This window comes from Hyphomonas sp., assembly GCF_013823385.1.
Taxonomy (GTDB): domain Bacteria; phylum Pseudomonadota; class Alphaproteobacteria; order Caulobacterales; family Hyphomonadaceae; genus Hyphomonas.
Genome location: NZ_PNMA01000025.1, coordinates 1 through 24,175, shown reverse-complemented (window position 1 = coordinate 24,175; position 24,175 = coordinate 1). Strand labels below are relative to the sequence as shown.

Here is a 24,175-nt window from a genome sequence, read left to right as displayed (position 1 = left end):
CATGACGTTGATGGAGACCAGCATGGTCGAGACAGAATCCACAGCATCGCTGAAAGTTCTCGTGATTGAGGACGATAACGAAATGGCGAGCTTCATTGAAAAGGTGCTCGCCGATGCCGGGCACAAGGTGGAGCGCGTCGCTGATGGCGCCTCCGGCCTCGCGCGGGCCAGGGCGTCGGAGTTCGATGCCCTGATCGTGGACCGGATGCTTCCGGAAAAGGACGGGCTGACCCTGCTGCAGGAATTCCGCGCAGCCGGCGGCACAACGCCCGCCCTCTTCCTCTCCGCGCTCGGCGATGTTCAGAACAAGGTGCAGGGCCTGCGGGCCGGCGCTGAGGACTACCTCGCCAAGCCCTTTGCCCCGGCAGAACTCGCCGCCCGCGTCGAAGCCCTCGGCCGCCGCCAGACCAGCGCCGAGCCGCCGGTGACCGTGCTCAAGGCCGGCGACCTGGAAATGAACCTCCTCACCCGCAAGGTCACCCGCGCGGGCAAGAAGATCGACCTTCAGCCGCGCGAGTTCCGCCTGCTGGAATATCTGATGCGCCATGCCGGTCAGGTGGTGACGCGCACCATGCTGCTGGAAAAGGTGTGGGACTATAACTTCGACCCCCAAACCAACGTCATCGATGTTCACATCTCCCGCCTGCGCGCCAAGATCGACAAGGAGTTCGCCGAACCGCTGCTCCAGACCGTTCGCGGCGCCGGCTACCGGCTGCAGAGCCAGGGCTAGACCTTTTGGAGCGGCGCTGGCACCTAACGCGCCATGAAAACGCCGCTCCAACTTCCCGCATGGCTGGCCCCGAGGGTGCCTGACCGGGCGCAGGTCCTGCGTCCCTTGCGGATTGTGGGCAAAGGTCTGCGCGCTGGCTGGCGGGGCATCGGCAAAGCCTGGTCGAGCCTGCCCTTCATGGCGCAGATCAAGAAGGCGATGCCCGCCTTTGCGCGCACCACCACCTTCAAGCTGACGATCCTCTATTCGGCCATCATCGCGGCCTTCTCCGGCGCGCTGCTGGTTTATCTCTATTATTCAACGGTTTACTATATCCGCGCCGAGTCCGAAAACCGCATCACGGTGGAATTCGAACAGCTCGCCAACGCCTATTATACCGGCGGCATGGAACGCCTCAGCCAGTCGGTGTTCGAGCGGATGACGCTCTCGGGCTCGCAATTCTTCTACTATCTGGAAGACTCCTCGGGCCGGAAGATCGCCGGGCATTTCCCCCGCCTGCCGGCCGAGCCGCCGGCCGCCGGCATGAAAACCGTCTATTTCGATTTCGAGCTGCCCCAGGCCGATGGCACCACATCGCTGCGCCCCGCCGCCGGCCGCATCGTGCGCCTGCGCGACAATGGCGGCGCCCTGATGGTGGCATTCGACACCGCCCAGCAGACGGTCATCGTCGGCCGTATCCGTAACGCGGTCTACGTCGCCCTGCCCATCGCGCTGATCCTGTCACTGGCGGGCGGCCTGCTCATCTCCCGCGGCGCAGCCAAGCGCGCCGATGAACTCGCCAAGACCACCGAAGCCGTCATGGGCGGCGAGCTTGGCCGGCGCATGCCCGTGCGCGGCACCGGCGACGAGTTCGACCGCCTCGCCCAGCGCCTCAACGCGATGCTCGACCAGATCCAGAAGCTGGTGGAATCCTCCCGCCACACCGGCAACGCCATCGCCCACGACCTGCGTTCCCCCCTCACGCGCCTGCGCAACCGTCTGGAAATCTCCCTCAGCCAGCCCCTGTCTGAGGAAGCGGCGAACGAAACCCTCGGCATCACGCTTCAGGAAGTCGACCGCGTGCTCGACACGTTCAACGCCATCCTGCGCCTTGCCCGCCTCGATGCCGGCTCGGAGGGCACCCTCGCCCGGATGGACCTCAGCGCGCTCGCCGAAGAACTGGCCGAGCTGTTCGATCCCGCCTGCGAGGAGGCAAACCTCTCCTTCAAGAGCCAGATCGCGAAGAACCTCGTCATCCTTGGCGACAAGGACCTGATCGGCCAGGCCCTCGCCAACCTGCTCGACAATGCGGTGAAATACACCCCCGAAGGCGGCAGCATCAGCTTCTCCGCCAGCCGCACGCCGGAAGGCATGATCGACCTGACGGTCATCGATTCCGGCCCAGGTATCCCGCCGGAAGAGCGCGGCAAGGTCACCCAGCGTTTCCACCGCCTCGATTCGGCGCGTACCCTGCCCGGCTCCGGCCTTGGCCTCGCGCTGGTGGAATCGGTGGCAGAGCTGCACCGGGGCGAGCTGATCCTCGACAGCGGAAATGGACCGCCCGAACAGCCCGGCCTGAAAGCTACGCTGCGCCTTCCGAGGGCTTGAGCCCGCGCTTCTCCGGCCACATCGCCAGCAGCCCGCCAAGGCCGATCAGCACGACACCGAAATACAGAAGGTCCACCATCGGGTTGTAATAGACCCGGAACACCCAGCGCGCCTGCCCATCCACTTCGCGCTGTTCGCCCAGCGCCACATAGAGATCGCCGGTGCCCGTCTTGTGGATCGCGGTTTCCGTCGTCGGCATCATCGCGGCCGGATAGAAACGCTTCATCGGCAACAGCTCGGCGCTCGCCCCGCCCTTGCACGCGGTCAGCACGGCCTTGTCGGCATACCAGTTCGGCCCCTCGATCGCGCGCACTTCCTTCAGCGTGATTTCCCAGCCCGCGACCGTGCCCGTGCCGCCCTCGGCGAGCGCAAGCGTCGCCTCATAGCGCCCGCTGGTTTCGATCACCGCGCCGATCACAAACAGGCCGAGGCCCACATGCGCCAGCGTCATCGCCCAGACGCGCGCCGGCATCTTGAACACACGGCCGAGCGTCATCGCCCGCCGCTTCATTTCCCACACGCCGCCAAACACCAGCCACACGCCCACCGCCACGCCAAAGGCCGCGCCCAGCGGAATGCTCATCACGCCAACGCCCAGCAGCAGGAACACCGCCGTCAACGCGGCCCCGCCCATGGCCCAGCGTGTCCAGGTCTTCAGGTCCGCCTTGCCCCAGGCCCAGGCCTGCACCACCGGCAAGAGGATCAGGATAAGCACCAGGATCGGCACGAAAGTCAGGTTGAAATAGGGCTCGCCCACTGAAATGGTCCGCCCGAACGCCTCGGCGATCAGCGGGAACAGCGTGCCCAGCAGAACCGTCAGTGTTGCGACGATCAACACCACATTGTTCGCCATCAGCGCGCCTTCGCGGCTGAACAATTGCCACGGCTTGCCCCCGGTCAGCGCGGGCGCGCGCATCGCAAAGAGGCCGAGCGCAAAGCCGCCATAGGCCAGCAGCCCCAGCAGCAGCAGCGTGCCGCGCTCAGGGTCCACCGCAAAGGCATGTACGGAGGTCAGAACGCCGGAGCGCACAAGGAACGCGCCCAGGATCGAGAACAGGAAGGAAAGCACCGCTAGCAGCGCCGTCCAGGCCGCAAAGCTCTCGCGCTTCTCCGTCACGATCACCGAATGCAGCAGCGCCGCCCCGATCAGCCAGGGCATCAGCGACGCATTCTCCACGGGGTCCCAGAACCACCAGCCGCCCCAGCCAAGCTCGTAATAAGCCCAGTAGGAACCGAGCGCGATGCCAAGGGTCAGCGGCGCAAAGGCTGCCAACGACCAGATGCGCGCTTCCTTCGCCCACACCCGGTCAATCCGCCCCTCCATCAGACCAGCGGCCGCCAGCGCGAACACGAAGGAATAGCCGACATAGCCGAGGTAGAGCATCGGCGGGTGCAGCGCGAGCGCGGGGTCCTGCAGCAGCGGGTTCAGCCCCGCGCCCTGAAACGGCGCCGGATCGAGCCGCAGGAAGGGGGAAGAAGCAAACAGCAGATACGCCAGCGAGCCAAATGCCAGCATCCCCTGCACGCCCAGCGCGCGCGCCTCGAATGTTTCCCGCCCCGTGCGCATCGTGGCCGCGGCAATCGCGCCAAAGCCGATGGTCACGAGGCACCAGAGCGCCATCGAGCCTTCATGGTTTCCCCACGCCCCGGCGATCTTGTAGACCATGGGTTTGAGGGTGTGGGAGTTGTTGGCCACCAGCGCCACGGAGAAATCCGAGCGCATGAAGGCAAAGATCAGGATCAGGAAGGACAGTGCCATCACGCCAAAGCCGGTCACCGCTGCCAGCCCGGCCAGACGCCGCTCGCCCTTCAGGCCGAACACCGCCTGCGCCAAAGAAAGTCCGAGCGCCAGGAAGGCCGCAAAATGGCCAAGCTCGATCATCCGCCCGCCTCGAGCGGTTTCAGCTCGCGCGGCTGGTAATTCTCGTCATGCTTGGCCAGCAGCTGTCGCGCGGTGAACTCGCCCTCGGGGCTGAACCGGCCGGTCGCCACCACGCCCTGCCCCTCGCGGAAGAGGTCTGGCGCCACGCCGGTAAAGCTCACCGTGATCGTATTCGGGCTGTTATCGATGACGGTGAAGCGCATCGTCGCCCCGCCATCGGCATAGGTCAGCGAGCCCGGCTCGACCCAGCCGCCCACCTTCACCTCCCGCCCCTCTTTGGGCAGGCCTTTTTCCGCAAGGATTTCAGGTGTGTAGAAGAGATTAGCGTTCTCACGCAGGGCAAAGAAAGCCAGTGCCGCCGCCGCAATCACGAGCAGGGCGGCAATGCCGAAAGTATAGAGGCGTCGGGTACGTGCGCGCATGCAAGGGTTTATAGGCTGACCCGTGCCCCTTGGGGAGTGCGGCAGATGCGGCGCGGTGGAGGGCGGGCGCCTTCTTCTCCCCTCTCCCTCCGGGAGAGGGGCCGAGGGTAAGGGGGGACGACTTCTCCGCAAATGTGAGGCTTGAGGGTAAGACCTGCGCCCCCCTCATCCCCAACCCCTTCTCCCAAGGGGAGAAGGGGCTTTGAACCGGGTGTTTGGGGCTTACTCCGGCCCCTGCCCGATCGCCTCGATCATCGGGCGGAAGCGCTCTCGCCGCGGATCATCCTCCGGCAGGCGGGAATAGATGTAGCGCATCGCCTGCTCGGCCTTTTCCTGGTCGCCCGCCTGCGCCGCGCCCATGGCCGCGCGCATGCCCGCGCTCACCTGCGTCTCGTCCAGCTGATAGGCCCGCGCATATAGCCGCGTCGCATCCGGCCCGATGCCCCCTTCGGCAAGCTGGGTCAGCACATCGGCCAGCCCGATCAGCGCCGGCACAAAGTCCTGATCCCGCCGCAGCGCCGACTGATACGCCCGCACGGCGTCTTCCGTCCGCCCCTGCGTGCGCAGCATCTCGCCGATGAAATAATGCGGCTGCGGATCGTCCGGCTTGTCAATCACCGCCTGTTCCAGCCGCGACAGCATCTCGCCCTCGGTCAGTGATTGGGGGTCCACCCGCACCTTCTCTGCCAGCGCCGCCTGCCTCTCGGCCATGGGCTGGTCCGCCATACCGGGCTTGCCAATCAGCAGATAGCCCCCCACGCCGAGCGCGAGACTGCCGCCGAGGATGATGAGGTTCAAAGCTTTCATGGCCTGGGAAATCTGAGGGTTGCCTTGAGGCCGCCAAGCGCAGCATCGCCGAGTTCGAAGCTGCCCTTATGCAGCTCCGCCAATTCTGTAACAATCGAGAGGCCAAGCCCAGTCCCCGGCGTTGTTTCATCTAGCCGCACCCCGCGCTTCATCGCGCCGGCCCGCTGCTCGGGCGTCAGGCCGGGGCCATCATCCTCAACAGTGATCACAAGTTCGCGCCCGCTGTCGCGGACCGTCACTAGCACCTCGCTGGCCGCCCACTTGCAGGCGTTTTCCATCAGGTTTCCGGCCATCTCCTCGAAATCCTGCTGCTCGCCCCGGAAGATGGCCGTGTCTGCGCCGGTCACCGTCACCTCAATCCCGCGCGCATCGAACAATCGGTTCAGCATCCGCGCCAGCCCGTCCAGCACCGGGCGCACATCCGTCCGTGCGCCAATCGCCTCGGCCCGCGCCGCCATGCGCGCGCGCTTCAGGTAATGCTCCACATTGGTCTGCATCGCCTCGGCCTGCCGGCGCACCACATCATCCAGCTGCGATCCGCCCTTGGCCTCATTGCGCAACACCGCCAGCGGCGTCTTCAGCGCATGGGCAAGGTTGCCCACATGCGTGCGCGCCCGCTCCACCACCTCGCGGTTATGCTCGATCAGCTTGTTAAGCTCCTCCGTCAGCGGACGAACCTCCTCCGGGTAATCACCGGCCAGCTTCAGCGTCTCCCCCTCGCGCACCTTCGCCACATCCGTTTCCAGCCGGCGCAAAGGGTTCAGAGAATAGCGCACGGCCACCACCATCGCCGCAAACACGCCGCCGAACAGGGCAATCATCGTCGCCAGCAGCATGTCCCGGAACCGCGTCGCGGCCGCGTCGTTCGGCGTGCGGTCAGCCGCCGCAATCAGCACCAGCGGCGTGGCACGGTTTTCCACGATGATCGCCATCGCCCCCACGCGGGACACCTGGTCCAGCGGCCCCGGATAGTTCGCATACCGCGCAACACCCGGCAGCTCCACGGCGCGCGCAATCAGCTCCGGCGTCACCGGCACGGCCTCATCCCACAGGCTGCGCGAGCGGAAATCCCCGGCAATCTCCCCCTCTGGGGTGAGCCCCACCACCGCCCAGTAATGCCCGGAATACTGCGTCTGAAACCGCGCATCATTGGAGAAGAAGTTGCGATTGGTGTCAGTCACCCGGCCATCGGCCAGAAACGCATCCTCCCGCGTCAGCTCGCGCGAGAGCGTCACCAGCGTCTGCTCAAGGTCGTCCTCGATCAGGGAAAGCGTCTGCGCGCGGTAGATCGCCGACAGCGCCACAGCCCCACCAATCAGCACCAGCAGCCCCCAGACCAGCGCCGCAATCATGACACGCCGGGCCAGCGAGACGCTGGACCAGCGGTCAATCAGGCTGCGTTTCGGGGCGGAGACCTCACTCATCAGCGAGCTCTAGCCGCGTTCGGCGTCAGCCTGCAACGCGTGCTTCGTCCTCAGGCACGATCAGACGGTAGCCAAGGCCCCGCTCGGTCTGGATCCGGTCCTGGCCGATCTTGCGGCGAAGGCGCCCGATGAACACCTCGATCGTGTTGGAGTCGCGGTCGAAATCCTGATCATAGATATGCTCGACCAGCTCCGTGCGCGGCACCACGCGGCCCTGATGATGCATCAGGTAAGACAGCACGCGGTATTCATGCGCCGTCAGCTTGATCGGCTCGCCATTCACCGTTGCGCGCGCCGCACGGGTATCCACCATCAGCTTGCCGCACTCGATCGTCGCGGCCGAATGCCCCGCCGCCCGGCGCAGCAGCGCCCGCAGGCGTGCCAGCAGCTCCTCGGTGATGAAGGGCTTGGTCAGATAGTCATCGGCCCCGGCATCAAAGCCAGATACCTTCTCGCTCCACTGGTCGCGCGCGGTGAGGATCAGCACCGGGAAGGTCTTGCCCTCCTTGCGCCAGCTTTTCAGCACGCTCACCCCGTCAATCTTCGGCAGGCCAAGGTCCAGCACGACCGCGTCATAAGGCTCGGTCTCACCCAGGAACTGCCCGTCCTCACCATCGGCAGCCAGGTCTACGGCATAGCCCGACTGGGACAGCACATCGGCCAGCTGCCGGCGGAGGTCTGCATCGTCTTCAACAACCAGGATACGCATGTGTCTTCTCCAGCAAGTCCTTCAAACGGTCAGCCGCCGCGGCGGTTCATAACCGAGCCGCTCTGCGCGTCCACGGTGAAATGCGCCTTGCGGCCGTCTTCCGTCATCCAGTCGATTTCGTAGAAAGTGGTGCCGTCATCGCGGGAGTAAAGCTCCGCGCCCAGCTGATAGCCGCCATATTCGCGTTTCAGCTGCTGGAATATCTTGCTCAGCGGCACGGTTTTGCCCTCGCGCACGGCCTCGCGGGCCTGTCCGGGGGAAAACTGGTTCGCCCAGGGATTGCCCCCCTGCTGCGCCAGGGCGCCGGGGGCAACGGCCAGGGCCGAAAGGGCGAGAGTCACCAGAATGCGTTTCATGAGGCCCCGTATGACGCGCCAGCTCTGAACGCGAAGTGAATGTGCGGTTAGGTGTTTTTCCATTTTCCCCACAGATTGCCACTCCTGCTGAGGATAAGCCACATCCGGCAGAAAACCGGGTGCCTACCGCCCCTCCGCCCAGCGTTTCAGCCCCTCATCCTTCGGGTCGGCCAGCACGATTTCCAGCCGCACATAGAGGTCCCCCGGCGGGCTCACCTGCACGCCCTTACCCTTCAGGCGCAGCTGCGCGCCCGTATTCGACCCCGCCGGCACCTTCAGCGACACCGTGCCCGAAGGCGTCTTCACGTCCACATTGCCGCCCAGCACGGCCTTTTTCAGGTCCACCGGCACGCTCATGCGCAGATTGTTGCCCTCCCGGGTCCAGACCGGGCTGCCCGCCACTTCCACTTCCAGCAGCGCGTCGCCCGGCGGGCCTTCGGTGGGTGAGGGCTGGCCCTGGCTTTTCAGGCGCAGCACCTGGCCGGTGGTGATCCCGGCCGGAATGTTCACGTCCAGCGCGCTGCCATCAGCCATCGTCATGCGCCGGCGCGCGCCGGTCACCGCGTCCTCGAAGGCGATCTCCACCCGGTAGCGCACATCGCGCCCCTTGATCGGGCCGGGATTGCGCCGCCGCCCGCCGCCGCCGAACATGCCGGAGAGAATGTCCTCGAACGGATCGCCCTGCGCCCCGCCGCTGCGCGATTCCCAGCGAAATCCGCCGCCGCCCGGAAAGCCTTCGCCCGCCCCGCCCCCGGCAAAGCCGCGCGGATTGCCGTCCCCGTCGATCTCGCCCCGGTCAAACTTCGCCCTCTGCTCCTTGTCGCCCAGAATGGCGAAGGCGGCGGAAGCCTGTTTGAACTCCTCCGACTTCTTCTCGTCATTCGGGTGCAGGTCGGGGTGCAGCGCCTTGGCCTTGGCGCGGTATGCCTTCTTGATCTCGGCCTCGGTCGCCGTTCGCGGCACACCGAGCACCTTGTAAGGATCGAGCGCCACAGAGGGCTCCTTCCAAACGCTAAAAACTGTTCCAGCGCTTACAGGTAAGATGATCCGGCCGGGATTGAAAGCCATTCCCCGATGCGTCCGTCTGTCCCGATCTCGGCGATGCGCACCGCCAGCGCCCCCGCAGGCCACGCCGCTTCGGCCAGCGCGGTTTCCGCACGCCCGCCAAACCCCGCCCCGAAATCGGCTTCCACAGCAAACGTCACCGCCCGCGCCGGGTCCGGCAGGTCCCAATTGTCCGGCACATCCCGCCCACGCCGCGCCCAGCGCACGGTCCCCGCCGGCGCCGCCAGCCTCACCGGCCGCCAGGGCAGGCCCGCCCGGTCCTCGAACACGGCCTCTGCCGCCTCACCCAAGCCCGCTGCCCGCCACAGCAGCGCCAGCCCCGCCTCCAGCCCGGAGACGCTCGCCCGCACCACGGCCTCATCCAGCAGCACCAGCCGCGCGCCGGTCTCCGCTGCCCCGCTCGGGCGCCCGCCCTGCCCGCGCAGCAATCCCGAGAGCCGCCAGCGCTCTGCCCCCACCAGCTCGGCGCTCTGAAACTGCACCAGCTCCCAGCCCGCCCCCGTCTCCAGCAGCGCCGCATTCCCCCCGGCCAGCACCACCGCCGCGCTCGCCGAGGCAAACTCACCCCCCGGCGCCTCCACCTCAATCACACTCGCCCGGTCCCACCGTCCCACCGGCCCAGATGCCACGCCCGCCACAAGCCGCCCGATCACCGCCGGCCGCACCAGCCGCGCCCGCTCACTGAGGTCATCCGCCGCCGGCCCGGCCAGCACCGCCACCTCCCCCGGCCACGGGCTCGCATAGGCGGCCACCAGCGGCCCCGTCCCGGCTTCCCCCGGCAAAGACGGCGCGTCCATCACCACCAGATCAATCCCGGCAAACACCGGCGCAGGCTCGGGCGCCGCCACTGTCCCGCTATCGCGCGCTGGCACCACGCGCGCCGTTTCCCTCACCAGCGCCAGCGCCCGCCGCGCGCCCTCCTCCCGCGCCTCCACCACACGCCACACCGGCCCGCCATCCACGCGCACCCGGTCGCCCGGCTCAAACGCCAGCCCCGACAGCGCCAGCGTAATCTCCGCCGTCCCCTCCCGCGCCGCCTCCGCCAGCAGCGCGCCCGCCACCGCTTCCGCCCGCCCCGCAGAAAGCACCAGCGGCAACGCCACATCGCTCACCAGCCGCGCATCCCCGCTCCCCCGCCGCGCCTCGGCAATGCCCGGCTGATAGTCCCGGTCCGGATCAATATAGGCAAGGCGCAACCGCTCGGGCGCCTTGTCCATCAACTGCCGCGTTGCCAGCAATCCCGGCTCCGCCAGGGCTTCGCCGGACAGCTGAACCACCACCGCGTCGCCCATATGAAACACAAGGCCCTCCGGCCGCTCCACCCCCTCAAACCCGAACGCGGCCTTCAGCGGCTCCAGCGCCGCGCGCACAGAATGCACCCCGTCGAGACCATAGCCCTCAATCACCCCGTCCAGCCCGCGCACATCCGCCAACACGCCGCCCCGCGCGCAGATGTCGCCCACCACCGCTGCCAGCGATGTCAGCCCCTCGCGCCCGTTCAGCCAGTGCCCCCGGTTCCAATTGTCGCCATCGCCCCAGATGTCCCCGCGCATCGGCCAGGCCGGATACGGCCGCGCGTCCCAGGCCCACACATGCGCCGCCTCCACCAGAGGGCCCGCCTCAAAATGCGCCAGCGCCACGCCCAGCGCCCGCTTCTGGAACACATCATCCCGCTCGCCCGTGGAGAAGGGCGGCAACGCACTCTCGCTGCTCTTGGGATCAAAGAAAACATTGGGCGCATTGCCGCCCTTGTCCACCGCCGCAAAGCCAATCTCGGAAAGCCGCACCGGCTTCATCCCCGGCGTCCACCCCGTCGGCGCGCCCGCGCGCGCACCCTCCGGCCTCGGATAATGGGAGTTGCCATGCCACCCGCTCAGATCCTTCACGCGAAAGATCCAGCTCTCCCCATGCGCGGTGTCAATGATCTGTGTACGCACCTGGCCGCTGCGCGCAGCGTCATCGGCATAATACCAGTCAAACCCTTCCCCGCCCTCAATCTGGCTCCGAAGATACTCTGGGTCATCGGCCGCGCCAAAGCCCGCCAGCGCATCGAGATGCCCAACCCCCGCGCGCCAGTCCCCCAGCGGCGGATACCAGTCGATCCCCACGAAATCCACCGCCGCATGCGCCCACAGCGTGTCCAGCGGAAACAGAACGTCCCCGCTCCCATCGCCGGGCACATAGGCGCCATACTCCGTCCAGTCCGCCGCATACGAAACCTTCGCAGACGGCAGCATCGTCTTCACTTCGGCGGCCAGCGCGCACAGCGCCTCCACAAAGGGAAACGCCCCAGTTTCATCCCGCACGCGCGTCAACCCGCGCATCTCACTGCCCACCAGAAACGCCTCAACGCCGCCCGCCTCGGCGGCCAGCGCCGCATGATGCAGGATAAACCGGCGATACCCCTGCGCGCCTTCCACAAATGCCTCAATCTCCGCCCGCGCGCCCGCCGTCCCGTCCGCAGACACCCCAATCCGCCCCCGCCAGGGAAAGCCCGGCGCATCCATCATCAGAAACGGCGTCAGCGTCACGGCATATCCGCGCGCCTTCAGCTCACGGATTGCCTGCACAATGGACGCATCAGACGGCGTGCCGCCATAATTGGCATTCCCCGCCTCGTCCCGCGAAATCAGATACGCGCTCGCGCGCCCCTCGCCCGCCACGCTCCAGGCCTGCGGCACGGTCGCCCGGTCCCGCATCTCCACCCCCGGCCGGATCACGCACTCTCCCGCCGCCAGGCTCGACCCGAACCACCCCACCGTCAGCGCCACATGGCTGACGCGCGCCAGCCCCTCGCGCATCTGGTCCAGCGAGACGAGGAAATCCGCCCGCGCCTCCCCCGAATTGGCATTGATCGCCCGCTCTCGCCCCGGCGCAAACTGCTCGCGCACAATCTCGGTCGCATACACAAACTCGCCCGAGGCCGGAATGATATTCACCCCCGTCACGCTGTCGCGCAGTCTCGGCTCGGCGTCACCGGGCGGTACACGCACAATCTCGAACGATAGCTGCGGCAGCCGGTTGCCAAACGCGTCCAGCGGCAGATCCTCAAACACGATATACGCCGTCCCGCGATAGGCCGGCGCCGTGCCTTCAATCATCTCAATCAGCGGATCGGGCACCTGCCCCTCGCCGCCATCATAAAGGCGATGCACCGTGCCGGAGAGATCAAACGCCTCCCCATTCGCCCAGGCCCGCACCACGCGCACACCGGGCCCCTCGCCCATCGCCACGGCAAAGCTCACCGAATAGCTGTACTCATTGACCTTCGGCCCGCCCTTGCCGCCCGCGCTCCGCGTCGTGCGCCGCTCGCGGAACCGCGCCGCCCAGATCAGCTGTCCGGAAACCCGCATCCGGCCGTAGACGGAAGGAACCCCCGCCCCCTCGCTCGCCTCCATCACATGCAGCGCCTTGAGGCGCGGCCCCTCGGCTGGCCCTGCCAGATAATGGCTCAGCGCGCGCCCCGCCATCGCCCCCGCCGCCCGGCCAATCGCTGCGCCCGAAATCGCCCGCCCCGCCACGTTCAGCCCCGCCGGCAGCAGCCGCGTGCCCACCGCCGCGCCAATCTCCGCAAATGCAATCTGTGCCATGCTTTAGTCCTCCACACCCGGAAACGCAAACGCCCCCGCCACCCGCCGCGCCCACCAGTCCGTCAGCCGCGTTTCCACCACCGCCCGCCCCCAATAGGCATGCAGCATGCGCCCCTCGCCGCTCACAATCGCGCAATGCTTGGCCGGCACGCCCATCCCCATACGGAAGATCAGAACATCCCCGACCCGCGCCGCCCCCGGCGCAATCTCGGCCATCTGCCGCCGCGCCGCCTCCAGCAGCGTCTCGTGCCCCAACGCCTCGGCCCAGTTCGGCGTATAGGGCGGGGCCGCCTCAGGCTCCGGCCCGATCACCTCACGCCAAACGCCGCGCACGAGGCCAAGGCAGTCACACCCCGCCCCCTTCAGGCTCGCCTGATGCCGGTAGGGCGTGCCGATCCATCCCCTTGCCGCCGCCACAATCTCTGCCCGCCTCATCGCCTGCCCCCATCATTCCCCGCCGCTGCGGGTCCCGCCAGCACAAAATCCGCCCCCGGAAGGTGCGGAAATCCCCGGAAGTTCTCGCCATTGCCAAACACGCCCCGGCACGTTTCAAACCGGTGATCGCAACTCACGCCCGGAAACGCGCTCACATCCACCCCGCAGCGCGCATCCCCCAGCACAGCGTCACACCGGCGCGCATAAAGCCGCCCCACCGGCCGCTCCAGATCCGCCTTCAGTGAGACGAGCGCCGCCTCAAAGCCCAGTGCGCCCCGCGCCACCTCAGAAATCCGCCCGGCCCATACATGCGCGCGGTGCTCCGGCGCCTGCCAGTCCACCCGCCACACATTCACCCGCGCGCCATCCCAAAGCCCTGTCTCCAGGTCTTCCTCCGTGATCGCATCATGGCTCAGCGCTCCGCGCGCCGCCGCCCGCCCCGGCGCCAGGCTCGCCGTCTGCACAAACTCCGCCCCCTCCAGCCCCGCGCCCGGCAGATAGGTGTCGCCCGTCACCACCAGCGGCCCATCATGCTCGGTCAGCCGCAAGACAAACCCATCGCTCCGCGCAATCTCCCAGCAGAGACACGTCGTCGTCACGCCGCCTTCCAGCCGCGCCGCAAAACCTTCGCTTATCTCCCGCATCGCCTCACCCGATAATCTCAACCAGCGGTACACGGATCACCCGCCCCGCGCCAAACCCTTCCATCGTCACATCCAGCCGCTCGGCGTCAAACCGCACCGGGCAATCAAACCGGAACCCCGCCGTCACAGCCGCCCCCGCCGCAGGCGCCTCAGCCAGCGTCACGATCCCCGTCACCGTATCCACGCTGAACGCGCCCTCCACCCCGTCCACCGCCACACGCACGCTCCCGCTCACTGGCTTCCATATCCGCCGCGCCCAGCCGCCATAATGCTTCACCAGCGCAAACGCCGCCTGCGCCCCATCCCCCTCGCCAATCGCCTGATCCAGCGGCGAAACCTCCGCCCCCGGAAGGCCGGACCGGTCATCCAGCATGTCCCGAAAGCGAAACCCGTGCAGCCGCCCGCCCCGCGCCTCGAAGAAGGCAATCAGCACCTGCAGCGTCTCCACGCGCGCCGCCGCGCTGCCAATATCCCACCGCCGCCGCGATCCTGCCCAGGCGGCATTGCGCGCTTCCTGTCCACTGGCCAGCATCACCGTCTCCACCCGCCGCTCCGGTCCGCCCGATGCGGCCAGCGCCAGGGGGATCGGCAGGCTCACTTCATGAAAAAGCGCCAGACTCATGAAAACCGCCCTCCCGCCTGAACCATCCGCGCCAGCAGCGCAGACACCCCCGCCGCGCTCCCCGCCGCGCCGCGTTCATCCGCCCCCGGCGCAAAATTGAACGTCGCATTGACGCCCCCGCCGCCACCCTGCCCGCGCAGGATCACCGCTTCAGCTGCCACCCGCGCCAGCTCCCGAAGGATGCCATCGGCCATGCGGCGGAAGTCCATCTCCCCCGTCCGCGCCGCCTGAGAAAGCGCCGCCTCAATCCGCTGCCCCGCCCCATCAAACGCCGCGCCCAACGCCTCGGCGGCTTCCCGCCCCGGTCCGTCGCTCAGGGCCCGCAAGGCATCCCCCGCCGCGCCCAGTTCCCGTTCAAACTCGTTCATTTCTGTCTCCCGTATCCGGATGATCCGCCATCATCGCCATAAGCTCTCCGCGTGAGGGCGCCTCTCCGCCCCGCGCCAGCCACCGCCATTCGCGCAGGCTGAGCCGCCAGAACGCCTCCGGCCCGATCCCCAGCGCGAGCGCCGCCCGCAACATCTCGCCCCAGGGCAGCATCACCCCGCCAGCCCCAGCCGGAACGCCTCGGCCACCGCCCGCGCCGCCGCGCCGGGCGCCACATCCAGCTCGCCAATGCGCGCTGCCGCATCTGCTTCCCCGCCCCCGCGCAGCAGCGCCGCAATCACGATCATCAAATCCGCTGCCGACAGTGCCCGCATCCGCAATTCCAGCTCCGCCATCGTCCGGCATCCGAGTGCGCCCTCAATCTCCGCCAGCGCCCCCAGCGTCAGGCACACCCGCCGCGCCCGTCCGTCCACGGTCAATACTGTCTCCCCCCGCGCCGCGATCATGCGATCACCTCAAATCCTAGCGCCCCCGCGCTCTCCAGCGTCACGGAAAACTCCGCCTCCCCCTCATGCGTCCCGCTCCAGGAAAGGTGCGTGATCTGGAACGCGCCTTCCAGCACGCCAAAATGCGGCAACACCAGCTGCCAGCCCGGCGCCTCCCCGCCAAAGAACACCGCCCGCATCCGCGCGTCGGAAGCCGCGTCGCGAAACACGCCCCGCCCGGTCACGCGCGCCGTCTTCGTCCCCGCCCCGGCAATCAGCTCGCGCCATGCGTCCGGCGAATCCATCCCCGTCGCGTCCACCATCCCGGCACTGAGCTCAATCCGGCTCGCCCGTACACCGGCCACGGTCACAAACGCCCCAGCGCCATCGCTGATCTTCAGCAGGATGTCCCTGCCCCTTTGCCCCGCCATCACGCGGCCTCCTCTTCTGAAATGATCCGGAAACGGATAACCCCGCGAAACGCCCGCCGGTCGAACTGGCGCATCACGTCGGAATAGGTGGTGTAGGCCAGCACGATCTGCCGCCCCGCCCCGCTCCAGTCCGCGCCGTCAAACGCCGCGCGCAGCGCCGCCAGCGCCGCCTTCGCCTCGCGTAATCCGCCGTACCGGGAAAGCACCGCCAACGTGATGCCATGCTCGCTCGCCTCGCCCCCGCTTGCGCCCGCCGGCCGGCATTCATGCCGCTCCAGCCGCGCATAGGGGAAGGCCGGCGCCTCGGTCTCGTCATCATAAATGCGGGCATTGGCCCCAAAGATCGCCTGCACGCCCGTATCCTCGCGCAGCGCCGCCATCAGCGCCGCCTGCACCGCCACCTCCCCGCTCATATCGCCCACTCCCGCCGCGCATCCAGGATCGCCTGCACATCCTCCGGCACGCCCGAAAGCGGCCGCTCAGACCCGCGCAAATAAGCCGCCTGCACATAAAGTTTCACCGCATGCTGAAGATCTTCAGGCACATCGCCGGCCGCGCCAAAGCCCGCCTCGAACGTCACCTCCACGCGCCCGCCCGGCGCTATCCCCGGCACAGCCTCCCCGGCCTTCAGCCGCAGCTTCCCGCCGCAGATCTCAAACCGCCCGGTCAGCGGCTCCTCCGTGCCCACAGCATCAAAGCGGGCCACGGAGACCAGCGCCCCCGCCGGTCCCGGCCGCAGCCGCGTACCGCCATGCACAATCGCCCACGGCCAGCGCCGCCAGGTCCGTCTGCAGGTCCGCGACACCAGCGCCAGTCCGCTCGCAGCCTCGATCTGCGCCCGCGCCGACGCGATGAGACGCGCCACCAGCCCGTCCTCTGCGTCCGTTGCCAGCCGCAGGAATTCCTTCGCCGCATCGAGAGACACAGGCTCTCCTGCTGGCGGCGTTATCACCGTCAGGTCCGACATCTGATTATTCCTTGGATCAAGATAAAAGCGGGCCGCCCACACCGCGCAGGCGGCCCGGAGAGACGCTTAGATCAGCGCCTGAAGTTTGGTGATCACCTGCCCGCCCATCGGCAGGCCCACCTGTTTCAGCAGCTCATTATCGATGCCGCTGGCGGTGCCTTTGACGAGCGCCGCCACGGCCTCGGCCGCCTTGGTGGTAAACTCCTCCTGCTGCGGCTTGGTCAGCAGCGCCGCCTGACGAATGATCCCCACAATCACAGATTCCAGCATTTCCATTTCTCCTTGAACAAACATCTCAGTAGGTCACCCACACAAGCAAAGCGCAGGCGCAGGATGCCCGGGCGGAGCCCGGAACAGCATACGAGCAATTCAAAAAACTCCGCGTGAGCAATCTTCAGAACACCATCACCTTCACAGCGTCGAAGTTCTGCACGCCGCCGCCCACGCGTTTCGTCGTGTAGAACAGCACGTAGGGTTTGGCCGAGTACGGATCACGCAAGACCCGCGCGCCCTGCCGGTCGGCAATCAGGTAAAACCGCTTGAAGTCGCCAAAGGCGATGGCGGCATTGCCCTCGCCAATGTCGGGCATGTCTTCCATCTCGGTGACGGGATAGCCCATCACGGTCGCCGCCTCGCCGCCGCTGCCCGGCTGCCAGAGGTAACGCCCATCGCCATCCTTCAGCTTGCGGACGGCCGATACCGTGCGCCGGTTCATCACAAAGCGGCCATTCGCCCGGAACTGGCTCCTGGGCGCATAGATGAGGTCAATCAGCTGATCGGCCGCGCCGGCCTCGGCAAAATCCCCAGCCACAGAGCCGATCTTCCCCCACACATGCGCGCTTTCGGCCACGATGTCATAGGCAAGAAACCCCTTGGGCTTGGCCGTGCCATTGCCGCTGACGAAGGCCGCAGACTCCTGGGCGGCAAACGCAATCTCCACCTCATCGGCGAGCCACGCATCAATGTCGGCATACGCATCTTCCAGGAGGGCCTGCGTCGCCGCCGGCATGGCGTAAAGCTCCCCGGCGGGAAATTCCAGCAGGTCCAGCCCCGTCACCGCCGTCGCCGGCCGCGCCGCTTCCTCGCCCACCCATTGCGCCGCTGCGCCGAGGCCCACCGGCTTCTTGTACACACCGGCAGATGTCTGCCGCACCGTTGCAATCTGGCGCATCGGGCTCGCCACCATCAGGCGCGCCTCGATCAGCCGGTCGAGTTCAGCGGGCGCCACATGCCCGCCCTCGCTGCCCGTCCCGGTATTCAGCGATTTCAGCTCGCGGCCCACAATGGCGCTGTCGTCCCCGGTGCGCAGATAGCGCGTCCAGCCCTCGCGCTGCTCATCCTCGGCCGGGTCGGCCCCGCCGCCCGCCTCCGGCCGCGCCATCTTGACGCTGAGCGCCTCCAGCCGCCGGTCAATCCGGGCGAGCTTTTCATCCGAAAGCGGATCAGCCTCTCCCTTCTTCTCGATCTCGGCAAGGCGGGCATCATTCGCCTGCCGGTAAGCCTCGAACACAGCCATCATCTCCGCTGTGTCGGCCTTTGCCATTTTGGTTTCCCTGGTCATGGTGTCTCCTTTGTTGACCATATTCCACTTACATCCGGCGTTTCACGCCGCCTGCCTCACGCCCCATCCGGGAACGGAAAATCTTGCGCCGCTCAGCATCGGCGCCTGCACGAGGGACACTTCCACAAGGTCCACCTCGATCAGCTCACGTCCACCGCTCAGGCGCGGGCGCCACAGCGACGGCCGGAACCCGATGGAAAGCCCGCTGAGGCCGCGCCCCACCAGCGCCAGCGCCCCGGGCGCCTCCACCAGTCCGCGCACATACAATCCGCGCCCATCCTCGATCACGCGCGTCCAGCGCCCGGCGCGCGCGCCGTCCCGGTGCTGGATCAGCATCTCCACACCATGTCCCGCCCGGCGCAGGCTGCGCGCAAACGCGCCCGCCCGCACAACATCGCCGCCGGAATCGGCCACGCCAAACAGGCTCGCATAGCCTTCAATCAAGAGCGGCTCAGCGCGCATCCTTTGCCTCCAGCGTCCGTTCAATCCGGTCGAGCTGCGCGCGCACGGCAGTCACTTCCGCCTCCAGCCGCGCCAGGCGTTCGGCCACGGGCCGCGATGTGGCCGCCGCCGTTTCCAGCGCCGAAATCCGCTCGGCTGCCGCGCCCGCCCAGAACATCACGCCCGCCCCCTGCAGCAGAATGGCGAGCACCAGCGCAATCGTCACCTTGCCCTCGATCCTCATGCGCTCACCCCCGCCAGCGCCCGCTTCTCCTCAAGGCTCAGAAAATCCGCCGCCGCGATCCGCGCCCACAGCGCCTCCCGCTCGGCCGACAGCGCCGGCACAGCGTCAAGATCAAGGCGCACGTCGATGTCCTCGCCAAACGGCTCGTCCAGCCAGCCGGAAAGCGCCCCGGCAAAGCGCTGCGCCAGAGGCAGAACGGTCATCCGCCAGAAAGCCGCATTCGCCTCACGATAATTCGCATACGTATTGTCTCCCGGCATCCCCAGCAGCATCGGCGGCACGCCGAGCGCCAGCGCGATCTCTCTTGCCGCCGCTGCCCGCGTCTCCTGAAAATCCATTTCGGCGGGCGAGAGCGACAGCGCCTGCCATTGCAGGCCGCCTTCCAGCAGCATCGGCCGCCCGGCATTGCCCGCCCCGGAAAAGCTCTGCGCGAGTTCTTCCTTCAGCCGGTCAAACTGGTCGGCCGGTATCCGCCCGCCCCCGCCATAAACCAGCGCGCCCGAAGGCTTGGCCGCATTGTCGATCAGAGATTTGGCCCAGTCGGCCCCCGCATTGTGCAGGTCCAGCGCCCGGCGCGCGGCCGCCAGCGGCGGCAGGCCCATCGCCTCATCGGCCGGGTTATAGAGCTTCACCTGCATCAGCGGGCACCATCCGCCCGCCTCGCGCCCCACGCGCCGCTCGCTGCCCTGGCCTTTCACCGCCCAGGCCGCCACCCAGCCTCGGCCATCCTTCACAGGGCGCACGCGGCCCGTGCGAATGGGATAGAGCGCCGCCACAGCGCGCTCGCCGGGCAGGCGCACAGCCTCCACAAAAGCATTCCCCGTCAGCAGAAGCTCCGTATACACCGCCTCCAGGAAACCTGCCGTCGCCGCTTCGGGCATCGGCTGGCGCATCAGGCGCGCCACGCCCTCATGCGCAGATTTCAGCGGAATGGAGGCGGCCGCTTCGGCCACCATACGCACACAGCGATAGGCCACGGCGTTCTTCATATACCCGTCGCGTGTCAGCGCCCCGGCCTCGCGGCTGCCCCAGCTGGCGGCGCGCGGCTCGCTCAGCGCCACCAGCGGCCACGCCATAGGGCCGGCCGATTTCAGCTCCTGGCTTGATTTTGCGAATGGCCAATTCCAGTTCAATGTCCCGCTCCTTGGTCGCTGCCGGCCTCATTCCGACAGTGCCAATTCTGGACTCCCCCCACCCCCGCCGGATTGGCAGGCACAGAATTTCGCCATTCCGGGAGCTGCCCTTCTGAATCATTGATGTTTTTTTATGCGGCAGGCTGGCTCAATTACGGGGATAACGGGTGGTCTTGTCCCCCCAAATCTGGCAAGAGCCGGGGCTCCGCCAAAGACAGGAACAGAATCGCAAAATGTCTGCCCGCGTCATATCGATCGCCAATTCCAAAGGCGGTGTCGGCAAAACAACCACCTGCGTCAGCCTCGCAGAGGCCTTCGCGGCCTCTGGCATGCGCACGCTGGTGATTGACCTCGACACCCAGGCCAACGCCTCGCTGCTGATCTTCGGCAACAATGGCGACGAACACCTGTTCGAAGCCATCAATGATTACATGACCATCTCCGACTGGCTGCTGGAAAACTTCTTCGCGAATGAGCAGCGCCGTCTGGGGGAATTCATCATCACCGATGCCAGCGATGTCAGCTTCAAGGGCAATCCCCTGCCGCTGGATCTCATCCCGTCATCGCCGCGCCTGCGGAAAACCGAGCGCGAGCTGATCTACGAGCTGACCGCCAAGGGCTATGCCATGGAGGCCCTGCAGAATCAGGTCGGCAAGCGCCTGCGCGATGATCTCAACCTCCTGAAGGCGCAGTATGACGTCATCCTCTTCGATTGCCCGCCCGGCATCTCGGTGATGACCGAATCGGTCCTCGCCGCCAGCCATCTGATCATCGTGCCCACGATCCCGGACTTCATGTCCACGCTGGGGCTCGACCTCTTCACTGGCGACATCATGAAGAATCTGCGTAACCGGGATATTGAAACCCTCCCGGTTGTCCTGGCCACCCGCTATGATGGCTCCTCCCATCAGCAGGTCGTCCTCGGCGCGATGCGGGAAGCGTCCAATGCAGCGGAAACCGAATTCGCGATGTTCAAGACCGTGATCCCGATGAAGCCGGGCTTTGCCTCCAACCCCATCGAGCTGGGGCCGGAGCCGACGCTGCAGGCCAAATGGTCGGGCGAAGCGCTGCAGATCATCGAGCAGCTGCTCTCGGAAGTCCGGGAGAAGGTTGCATGACCGCCGAAGGCGAGGTGTCCGGCATCCAGGCGGTCAACGCCCTTCTCGGCCTTCAGGAAACGCTCGGCGTCTCCGACAAGGACTGGGCCGCCGCCGCCGGCATGATCGCCAAGAAGCTGCTGCTCTCGGCCGGGCAGACGCCGGAAACCCTCGCCCTTGTGCGCGCCGCCATCGGCGAAGAGGCGTTCAACGTCCAGCTCAAATCCCTCACCCACCACCAGGCCCGCCAGCTCGCCCGCCGCCTCGACAAGCGCGTGCCGGACTTTGAAGTCTCCACCGCCAGCGCCGCCGCCGCCCATGTGCGCAAGCTTCTCGCCGCCGTGAAACCGCCCGAGCCCGAAGCTGAGCCCGAGCCTGAGCCCGTAGAGACCCTCGACGTCGAAACAGCCGCCCCGGAAGAAACGGCAGAGGCTCCCGCAGAAGAGGCCCCGGCTGAAGAGGCTGAAGCAGCAAAGCCCGAAGAGAAAAAAGACCCTTGGGCCACCCCGGCGCTCAGCCTGACAGACGACACCGAAACCGCGCAGCCGGAAGCCACCGGAACGGACTCCACCAGCCCGCCCCCACCGCCGCCCCCCGGCAGCGCCTATTTCGGCCGCAAATCCTTCCGCACCTGATCAGGCCCTGCAGCGCGCGACCTGAAAGAGCACGCCCAACAATTTTCTGGATAGCTATTGCTTTTGGGGCAGCGCCTGAGATTGATTAGGCGGGCGCTGATCCTGGGGAGCGATCGAATTGGGCAATCTCTCTGCGCAGCTGGGCAATATGGTCAGGGCTGCGATCGAAGATCATGATCAGGTGTTCCTGGCATGCGCCGTGTCGCTGGGCATTGATTGCGGGGCAACGGCCGCCACTTTCGCCGCAGCGAAATCCCTCTCTCCGGCGCTCCAGGCCACAAGCAAACTGCTGCGCCCCCCGCTCGAAAGCAATCACCTGCTTCTGCAGCTGGTTCACGAGGTCAAATGGCAGGCACTGCTCGACATTCTGGCCGAGATTGACCGCGATCCGACACCCTATTCGGCCAAGACCCCGCCTTTGGCAAATCTCGTGGACACCGCAGATGAGCTCTCCAGGCAGAAGATTGCGCGCCGTGTCGATGCCCGCGACGCCGAACGGCCGGGAGAGCCAAGCCGGTTTGAAAAGTGCGTCACCTGGCTTCTGACCAGCATCTCGGCCAAATCGCCGGAGATCGCGGCGTTCAGCGAGAGTGACCGGCTGCTGGTGCAACAGCTTGACGCCGCCCTGTCCCGCGAAATTCAGAACCAGCCCGGCGCGCACGATGCCGAGGCCATCCGGTCAGACCTCTTCCGGCTGACCTCCAGCATCGCCGCAGAGACGCTGCTCCTCGAACTGGACGCCCGCGTCGCGGGCAGGAAACCCGTGCCCTTCCGCCAGCGCGTCGCCGAAGGCCCGGCCACGGAAAGCCGCAATGCCCTGGCCCACTTCCTCGCCCGCTTTGACGACCCGGCCACAGGATGGATCGCAACCTATCGCTACCGCCTGAAACAAAGACTGAGCGATACGCAGCGTACGGATGAGTTTCAGCGCATCCTCCTGAACTTCACATCCGAAGGATTGTTGCAGGGCAGGGAAATCCTGACCTACAGCCGGCTGCTTCAGGGCCTGGTCGAGGGGATGTCGGATGATTTCCACAAAAGGTTCGACGACCTTTCCGCTCACCTCACCAGCATCCTCAAGGCGCTCGAAGCCTCCCGGCTCCAGCTCGACCCCCTCGGCGCCGACAAACACAGTCAGTCCGGGGATCGTTTCATTGATTACGTCTATTCCAAGCAGAATACCGAGTTCGTCGGGCGGGGCGGCGAGATGGAGCAGCTCAGAGCGTTCCTCGGCGCCGATGCCCCCATCCTCTGGTGGCAGGTATCCGGCGATGGAGGCCAGGGCAAAAGCCGCATCGCCCTCGAACTCATTCAGGAAGCCGCGCGCAATGGCTGGCATGCCGGCTTCCTCAAATCCGGCAGTATCCACGACATCCCCTGGACAACCCTGCCCATCAATCGCCCGACCCTCTGCGTGGTCGATTATGTGGGCGCCCCGGAGAAAGCCAAGGCCGTTGCCACCGGACTGGTCACCCTGCTCAAGCGCCGGAGTGAGGCGTATGCGGACTGGAATACCGGCATCCTCCAGCCGTTCCGGCTGCTGATCGTGGAGCGGTCTCCCTACGCAACCGAAGACGAAGCGCCCCCCGCCATGTGGTATGCACCCTTCTGCGCAACCGGCGACAATACCAGCATCAGCGGCGCAATGCATGCGCCCCTTCCGCTGCATCTGACGCCCTTGAGTGAAGAGGCCATGCGCCATGTGATCATCAGCTGGCGGAAATACCGGGGCAAGGCCGAACCGGCCCCCGAAGACCTGAACAGGATCATCGCCGCGCTGAATAAAACAGCGTGGGATTCCACGCGGCGGCGCGCCTGGCGTCCCCTGCTGGCAATGTTGATTGCAGACGCCATTCTGGACGGAGCCTCTGGCAGGGACACCACGATCGGGAATGCCCTGAGCTTTCTGCTGGAAGACGAACAGGCGCGGTCCTGGTCGAAGATTTTCCCGCCCGATGGCTTTCCAACCCGGCCGGCCGCCCGGCAAGCGATCCTCGCCACAATGCTGGGCCAGCTCGACATTCCGAACGCAGATCTGGATGAAGCATTTTACCAGCCCGACGATCTTGAAACCCGCAAGCGCGCCTGGACCACGCTCGGCTATGTCGTAGACCCCGCCGCCTCACGCGCCGGCCGGCAAGCGCCGCTTCTGGCCCGCGTGCCCGATCTTCTGGGCGAGTATATGATCGACTGGCTGGAGCCCAGCGAAAGGGAGTGTGAACAGCTCTGCACGGATGCCTGGCGGCTGGACGCCCAATCGGCCTTCGCCTTCCTCGTCCGCCTCGCCGAAGACCGCACCGACCTCGGCATCTCAAAAACCTTCCGCCGCCTGGCATCCGCCATCCCGATAGACATGCCGCCGGAAACCGCCCGTAAAATCGACCTGAACGCAGCTGCCTATTACGGCCTCTCCGGCCTCGCAAAAAAGCTCCTGGAACTCGGCGCCGATCCGGAAACCACCCACGGCAATGGCGCCTTTCCCCTCCTGTTTGCCGCTCAGAACGGCCATGGGGACATCGTCGCGGCCCTCCTGGACAAAGGCGCTGACCCAAACAGGGAAAACCAAAGCAACGGTACCTTC

General features: G+C 66.7%; 27 protein-coding genes. 5 read left to right on the top strand and 22 right to left on the bottom strand.

Going from position 1 to position 24,175, the window contains the following annotated elements; translation table 11 throughout:
• The first annotated feature begins 1 nt into the window (after position 1).
• Entirely contained in the window at positions 2-730 is a 729-nt protein-coding gene (locus C0456_RS14095) for a response regulator transcription factor (protein WP_290920383.1), read from the top strand.
• 33 nt (positions 731-763) lie between these two features.
• On the top strand, positions 764-2,317 hold the full coding sequence (locus tag C0456_RS14090; protein ID WP_291053336.1) for a HAMP domain-containing sensor histidine kinase: 1,554 nt from the start codon (positions 764-766) through the stop codon (positions 2,315-2,317).
• On the opposite strand, the gene C0456_RS14085 is transcribed toward C0456_RS14090, so the two are convergent.
• From C0456_RS14085 to C0456_RS13980, 22 genes are all read right to left on the bottom strand, one after another.
• Entirely contained in the window at positions 2,292-4,199 is a 1,908-nt protein-coding gene (locus C0456_RS14085; RefSeq protein ID WP_291053333.1) for a heme lyase CcmF/NrfE family subunit, read from the bottom strand. The genes C0456_RS14090 and C0456_RS14085 overlap by 26 nt on opposite strands.
• The gene (locus C0456_RS14080; protein ID WP_291053331.1) at positions 4,196-4,621 is read right to left on the bottom strand and encodes a cytochrome c maturation protein CcmE; all 426 of its coding nucleotides are present in this window, start codon (positions 4,619-4,621) and stop codon (positions 4,196-4,198) included. The genes C0456_RS14085 and C0456_RS14080 overlap by 4 nt, the downstream gene beginning before the upstream one ends.
• A 222-nt stretch (positions 4,622-4,843) precedes the next feature.
• A complete protein-coding gene (locus C0456_RS14075) occupies positions 4,844-5,428 on the bottom strand; it encodes a tetratricopeptide repeat protein (RefSeq protein WP_291053329.1) in 585 nt (194 codons plus the stop codon).
• The gene (locus C0456_RS14070; RefSeq protein WP_291053326.1) at positions 5,425-6,852 is read right to left on the bottom strand and encodes an ATP-binding protein; all 1,428 of its coding nucleotides are present in this window, start codon (positions 6,850-6,852) and stop codon (positions 5,425-5,427) included. The genes C0456_RS14075 and C0456_RS14070 overlap by 4 nt, the downstream gene beginning before the upstream one ends.
• A gap of 25 nt (positions 6,853-6,877) precedes the next feature.
• Positions 6,878-7,561, bottom strand: coding sequence for a response regulator transcription factor (locus C0456_RS14065; protein WP_011646324.1), 684 nt, complete (start codon positions 7,559-7,561; stop codon positions 6,878-6,880).
• Between the two features lie 29 nt (positions 7,562-7,590).
• On the bottom strand, positions 7,591-7,917 hold the full coding sequence (locus C0456_RS14060) for a PepSY domain-containing protein (RefSeq protein ID WP_291053319.1): 327 nt from the start codon (positions 7,915-7,917) through the stop codon (positions 7,591-7,593).
• A gap of 123 nt (positions 7,918-8,040) precedes the next feature.
• Positions 8,041-8,910 carry a DnaJ C-terminal domain-containing protein gene (locus C0456_RS14055; protein ID WP_291053316.1) on the bottom strand — a complete coding sequence of 290 codons (870 nt, stop codon included), beginning with the start codon at positions 8,908-8,910 and terminating at the stop codon, positions 8,041-8,043.
• Between the two features lie 38 nt (positions 8,911-8,948).
• A complete protein-coding gene (locus C0456_RS14050; RefSeq protein ID WP_291053313.1) occupies positions 8,949-12,572 on the bottom strand; it encodes a glycoside hydrolase/phage tail family protein in 3,624 nt (1,207 codons plus the stop codon).
• Positions 12,573-12,575: 3 nt separating this feature from the next.
• Positions 12,576-13,007, bottom strand: a complete 432-nt coding sequence (locus C0456_RS14045; RefSeq protein WP_291053310.1) for an NlpC/P60 family protein — start codon at positions 13,005-13,007, stop codon at positions 12,576-12,578.
• The gene (locus C0456_RS14040; RefSeq protein WP_291053307.1) at positions 13,004-13,651 is read right to left on the bottom strand and encodes a DUF2163 domain-containing protein; all 648 of its coding nucleotides are present in this window, start codon (positions 13,649-13,651) and stop codon (positions 13,004-13,006) included. The genes C0456_RS14045 and C0456_RS14040 overlap by 4 nt, the downstream gene beginning before the upstream one ends.
• Positions 13,652-13,655: 4 nt before the next feature.
• A complete protein-coding gene (locus C0456_RS14035) occupies positions 13,656-14,273 on the bottom strand; it encodes a DUF2460 domain-containing protein (protein WP_291053304.1) in 618 nt (205 codons plus the stop codon).
• Positions 14,270-14,641, bottom strand: a complete 372-nt coding sequence (locus C0456_RS14030) for a phage tail tape measure C-terminal domain-containing protein (RefSeq protein ID WP_291053301.1) — start codon at positions 14,639-14,641, stop codon at positions 14,270-14,272. Before C0456_RS14030 ends, C0456_RS14035 begins: the two co-directional genes overlap by 4 nt.
• Positions 14,628-14,813: a phage tail assembly chaperone gene (locus C0456_RS14025; RefSeq protein ID WP_291053439.1), complete on the bottom strand. Its 186-nt coding sequence runs from the start codon at positions 14,811-14,813 to the stop codon at positions 14,628-14,630. Before C0456_RS14025 ends, C0456_RS14030 begins: the two co-directional genes overlap by 14 nt.
• Positions 14,813-15,106: a GTA-gp10 family protein gene (locus C0456_RS14020; protein ID WP_291053298.1), complete on the bottom strand. Its 294-nt coding sequence runs from the start codon at positions 15,104-15,106 to the stop codon at positions 14,813-14,815. The genes C0456_RS14025 and C0456_RS14020 overlap by 1 nt, the downstream gene beginning before the upstream one ends.
• The gene (locus C0456_RS14015) at positions 15,103-15,516 is read right to left on the bottom strand and encodes a phage major tail protein, TP901-1 family (RefSeq protein ID WP_291053295.1); all 414 of its coding nucleotides are present in this window, start codon (positions 15,514-15,516) and stop codon (positions 15,103-15,105) included. Before C0456_RS14015 ends, C0456_RS14020 begins: the two co-directional genes overlap by 4 nt.
• The gene (locus tag C0456_RS14010; protein WP_291053292.1) at positions 15,516-15,929 is read right to left on the bottom strand and encodes a DUF3168 domain-containing protein; all 414 of its coding nucleotides are present in this window, start codon (positions 15,927-15,929) and stop codon (positions 15,516-15,518) included. Before C0456_RS14010 ends, C0456_RS14015 begins: the two co-directional genes overlap by 1 nt.
• On the bottom strand, positions 15,926-16,483 hold the full coding sequence (locus C0456_RS14005; RefSeq protein ID WP_291053289.1) for a phage head-tail connector protein: 558 nt from the start codon (positions 16,481-16,483) through the stop codon (positions 15,926-15,928). Before C0456_RS14005 ends, C0456_RS14010 begins: the two co-directional genes overlap by 4 nt.
• 66 nt (positions 16,484-16,549) lie before the next feature.
• Complete coding sequence (locus C0456_RS14000; RefSeq protein ID WP_291053286.1) at positions 16,550-16,753, bottom strand: hypothetical protein; 204 nt, start codon at positions 16,751-16,753, stop codon at positions 16,550-16,552.
• 124 nt (positions 16,754-16,877) lie between these two features.
• Positions 16,878-18,044 carry a phage major capsid protein gene (locus C0456_RS13995; RefSeq protein WP_291053283.1) on the bottom strand — a complete coding sequence of 389 codons (1,167 nt, stop codon included), beginning with the start codon at positions 18,042-18,044 and terminating at the stop codon, positions 16,878-16,880.
• Between the two features lie 42 nt (positions 18,045-18,086).
• Positions 18,087-18,506, bottom strand: coding sequence for an HK97 family phage prohead protease (locus C0456_RS13990; protein ID WP_291053280.1), 420 nt, complete (start codon positions 18,504-18,506; stop codon positions 18,087-18,089).
• The gene (locus tag C0456_RS13985; RefSeq protein WP_291053277.1) at positions 18,496-18,729 is read right to left on the bottom strand and encodes a hypothetical protein; all 234 of its coding nucleotides are present in this window, start codon (positions 18,727-18,729) and stop codon (positions 18,496-18,498) included. Before C0456_RS13985 ends, C0456_RS13990 begins: the two co-directional genes overlap by 11 nt.
• Positions 18,726-19,805: a phage portal protein gene (locus C0456_RS13980; protein WP_291053274.1), complete on the bottom strand. Its 1,080-nt coding sequence runs from the start codon at positions 19,803-19,805 to the stop codon at positions 18,726-18,728. The genes C0456_RS13985 and C0456_RS13980 overlap by 4 nt, the downstream gene beginning before the upstream one ends.
• A gap of 290 nt (positions 19,806-20,095) precedes the next feature.
• Between C0456_RS13980 and C0456_RS13975 the strand changes: the two genes are divergently transcribed.
• The 3 genes from C0456_RS13975 to C0456_RS13965 form a co-directional block, all read left to right on the top strand.
• Positions 20,096-20,980, top strand: a complete 885-nt coding sequence (locus tag C0456_RS13975) for a ParA family protein (protein WP_291053271.1) — start codon at positions 20,096-20,098, stop codon at positions 20,978-20,980.
• Positions 20,977-21,594, top strand: a complete 618-nt coding sequence (locus C0456_RS13970) for a hypothetical protein (RefSeq protein ID WP_291053268.1) — start codon at positions 20,977-20,979, stop codon at positions 21,592-21,594. The genes C0456_RS13975 and C0456_RS13970 overlap by 4 nt, the downstream gene beginning before the upstream one ends.
• 118 nt (positions 21,595-21,712) lie before the next feature.
• Positions 21,713-24,175: ankyrin repeat domain-containing protein (locus C0456_RS13965; RefSeq protein ID WP_291053264.1), on the top strand; the 2,463-nt coding region annotated here is incomplete at its 3' end.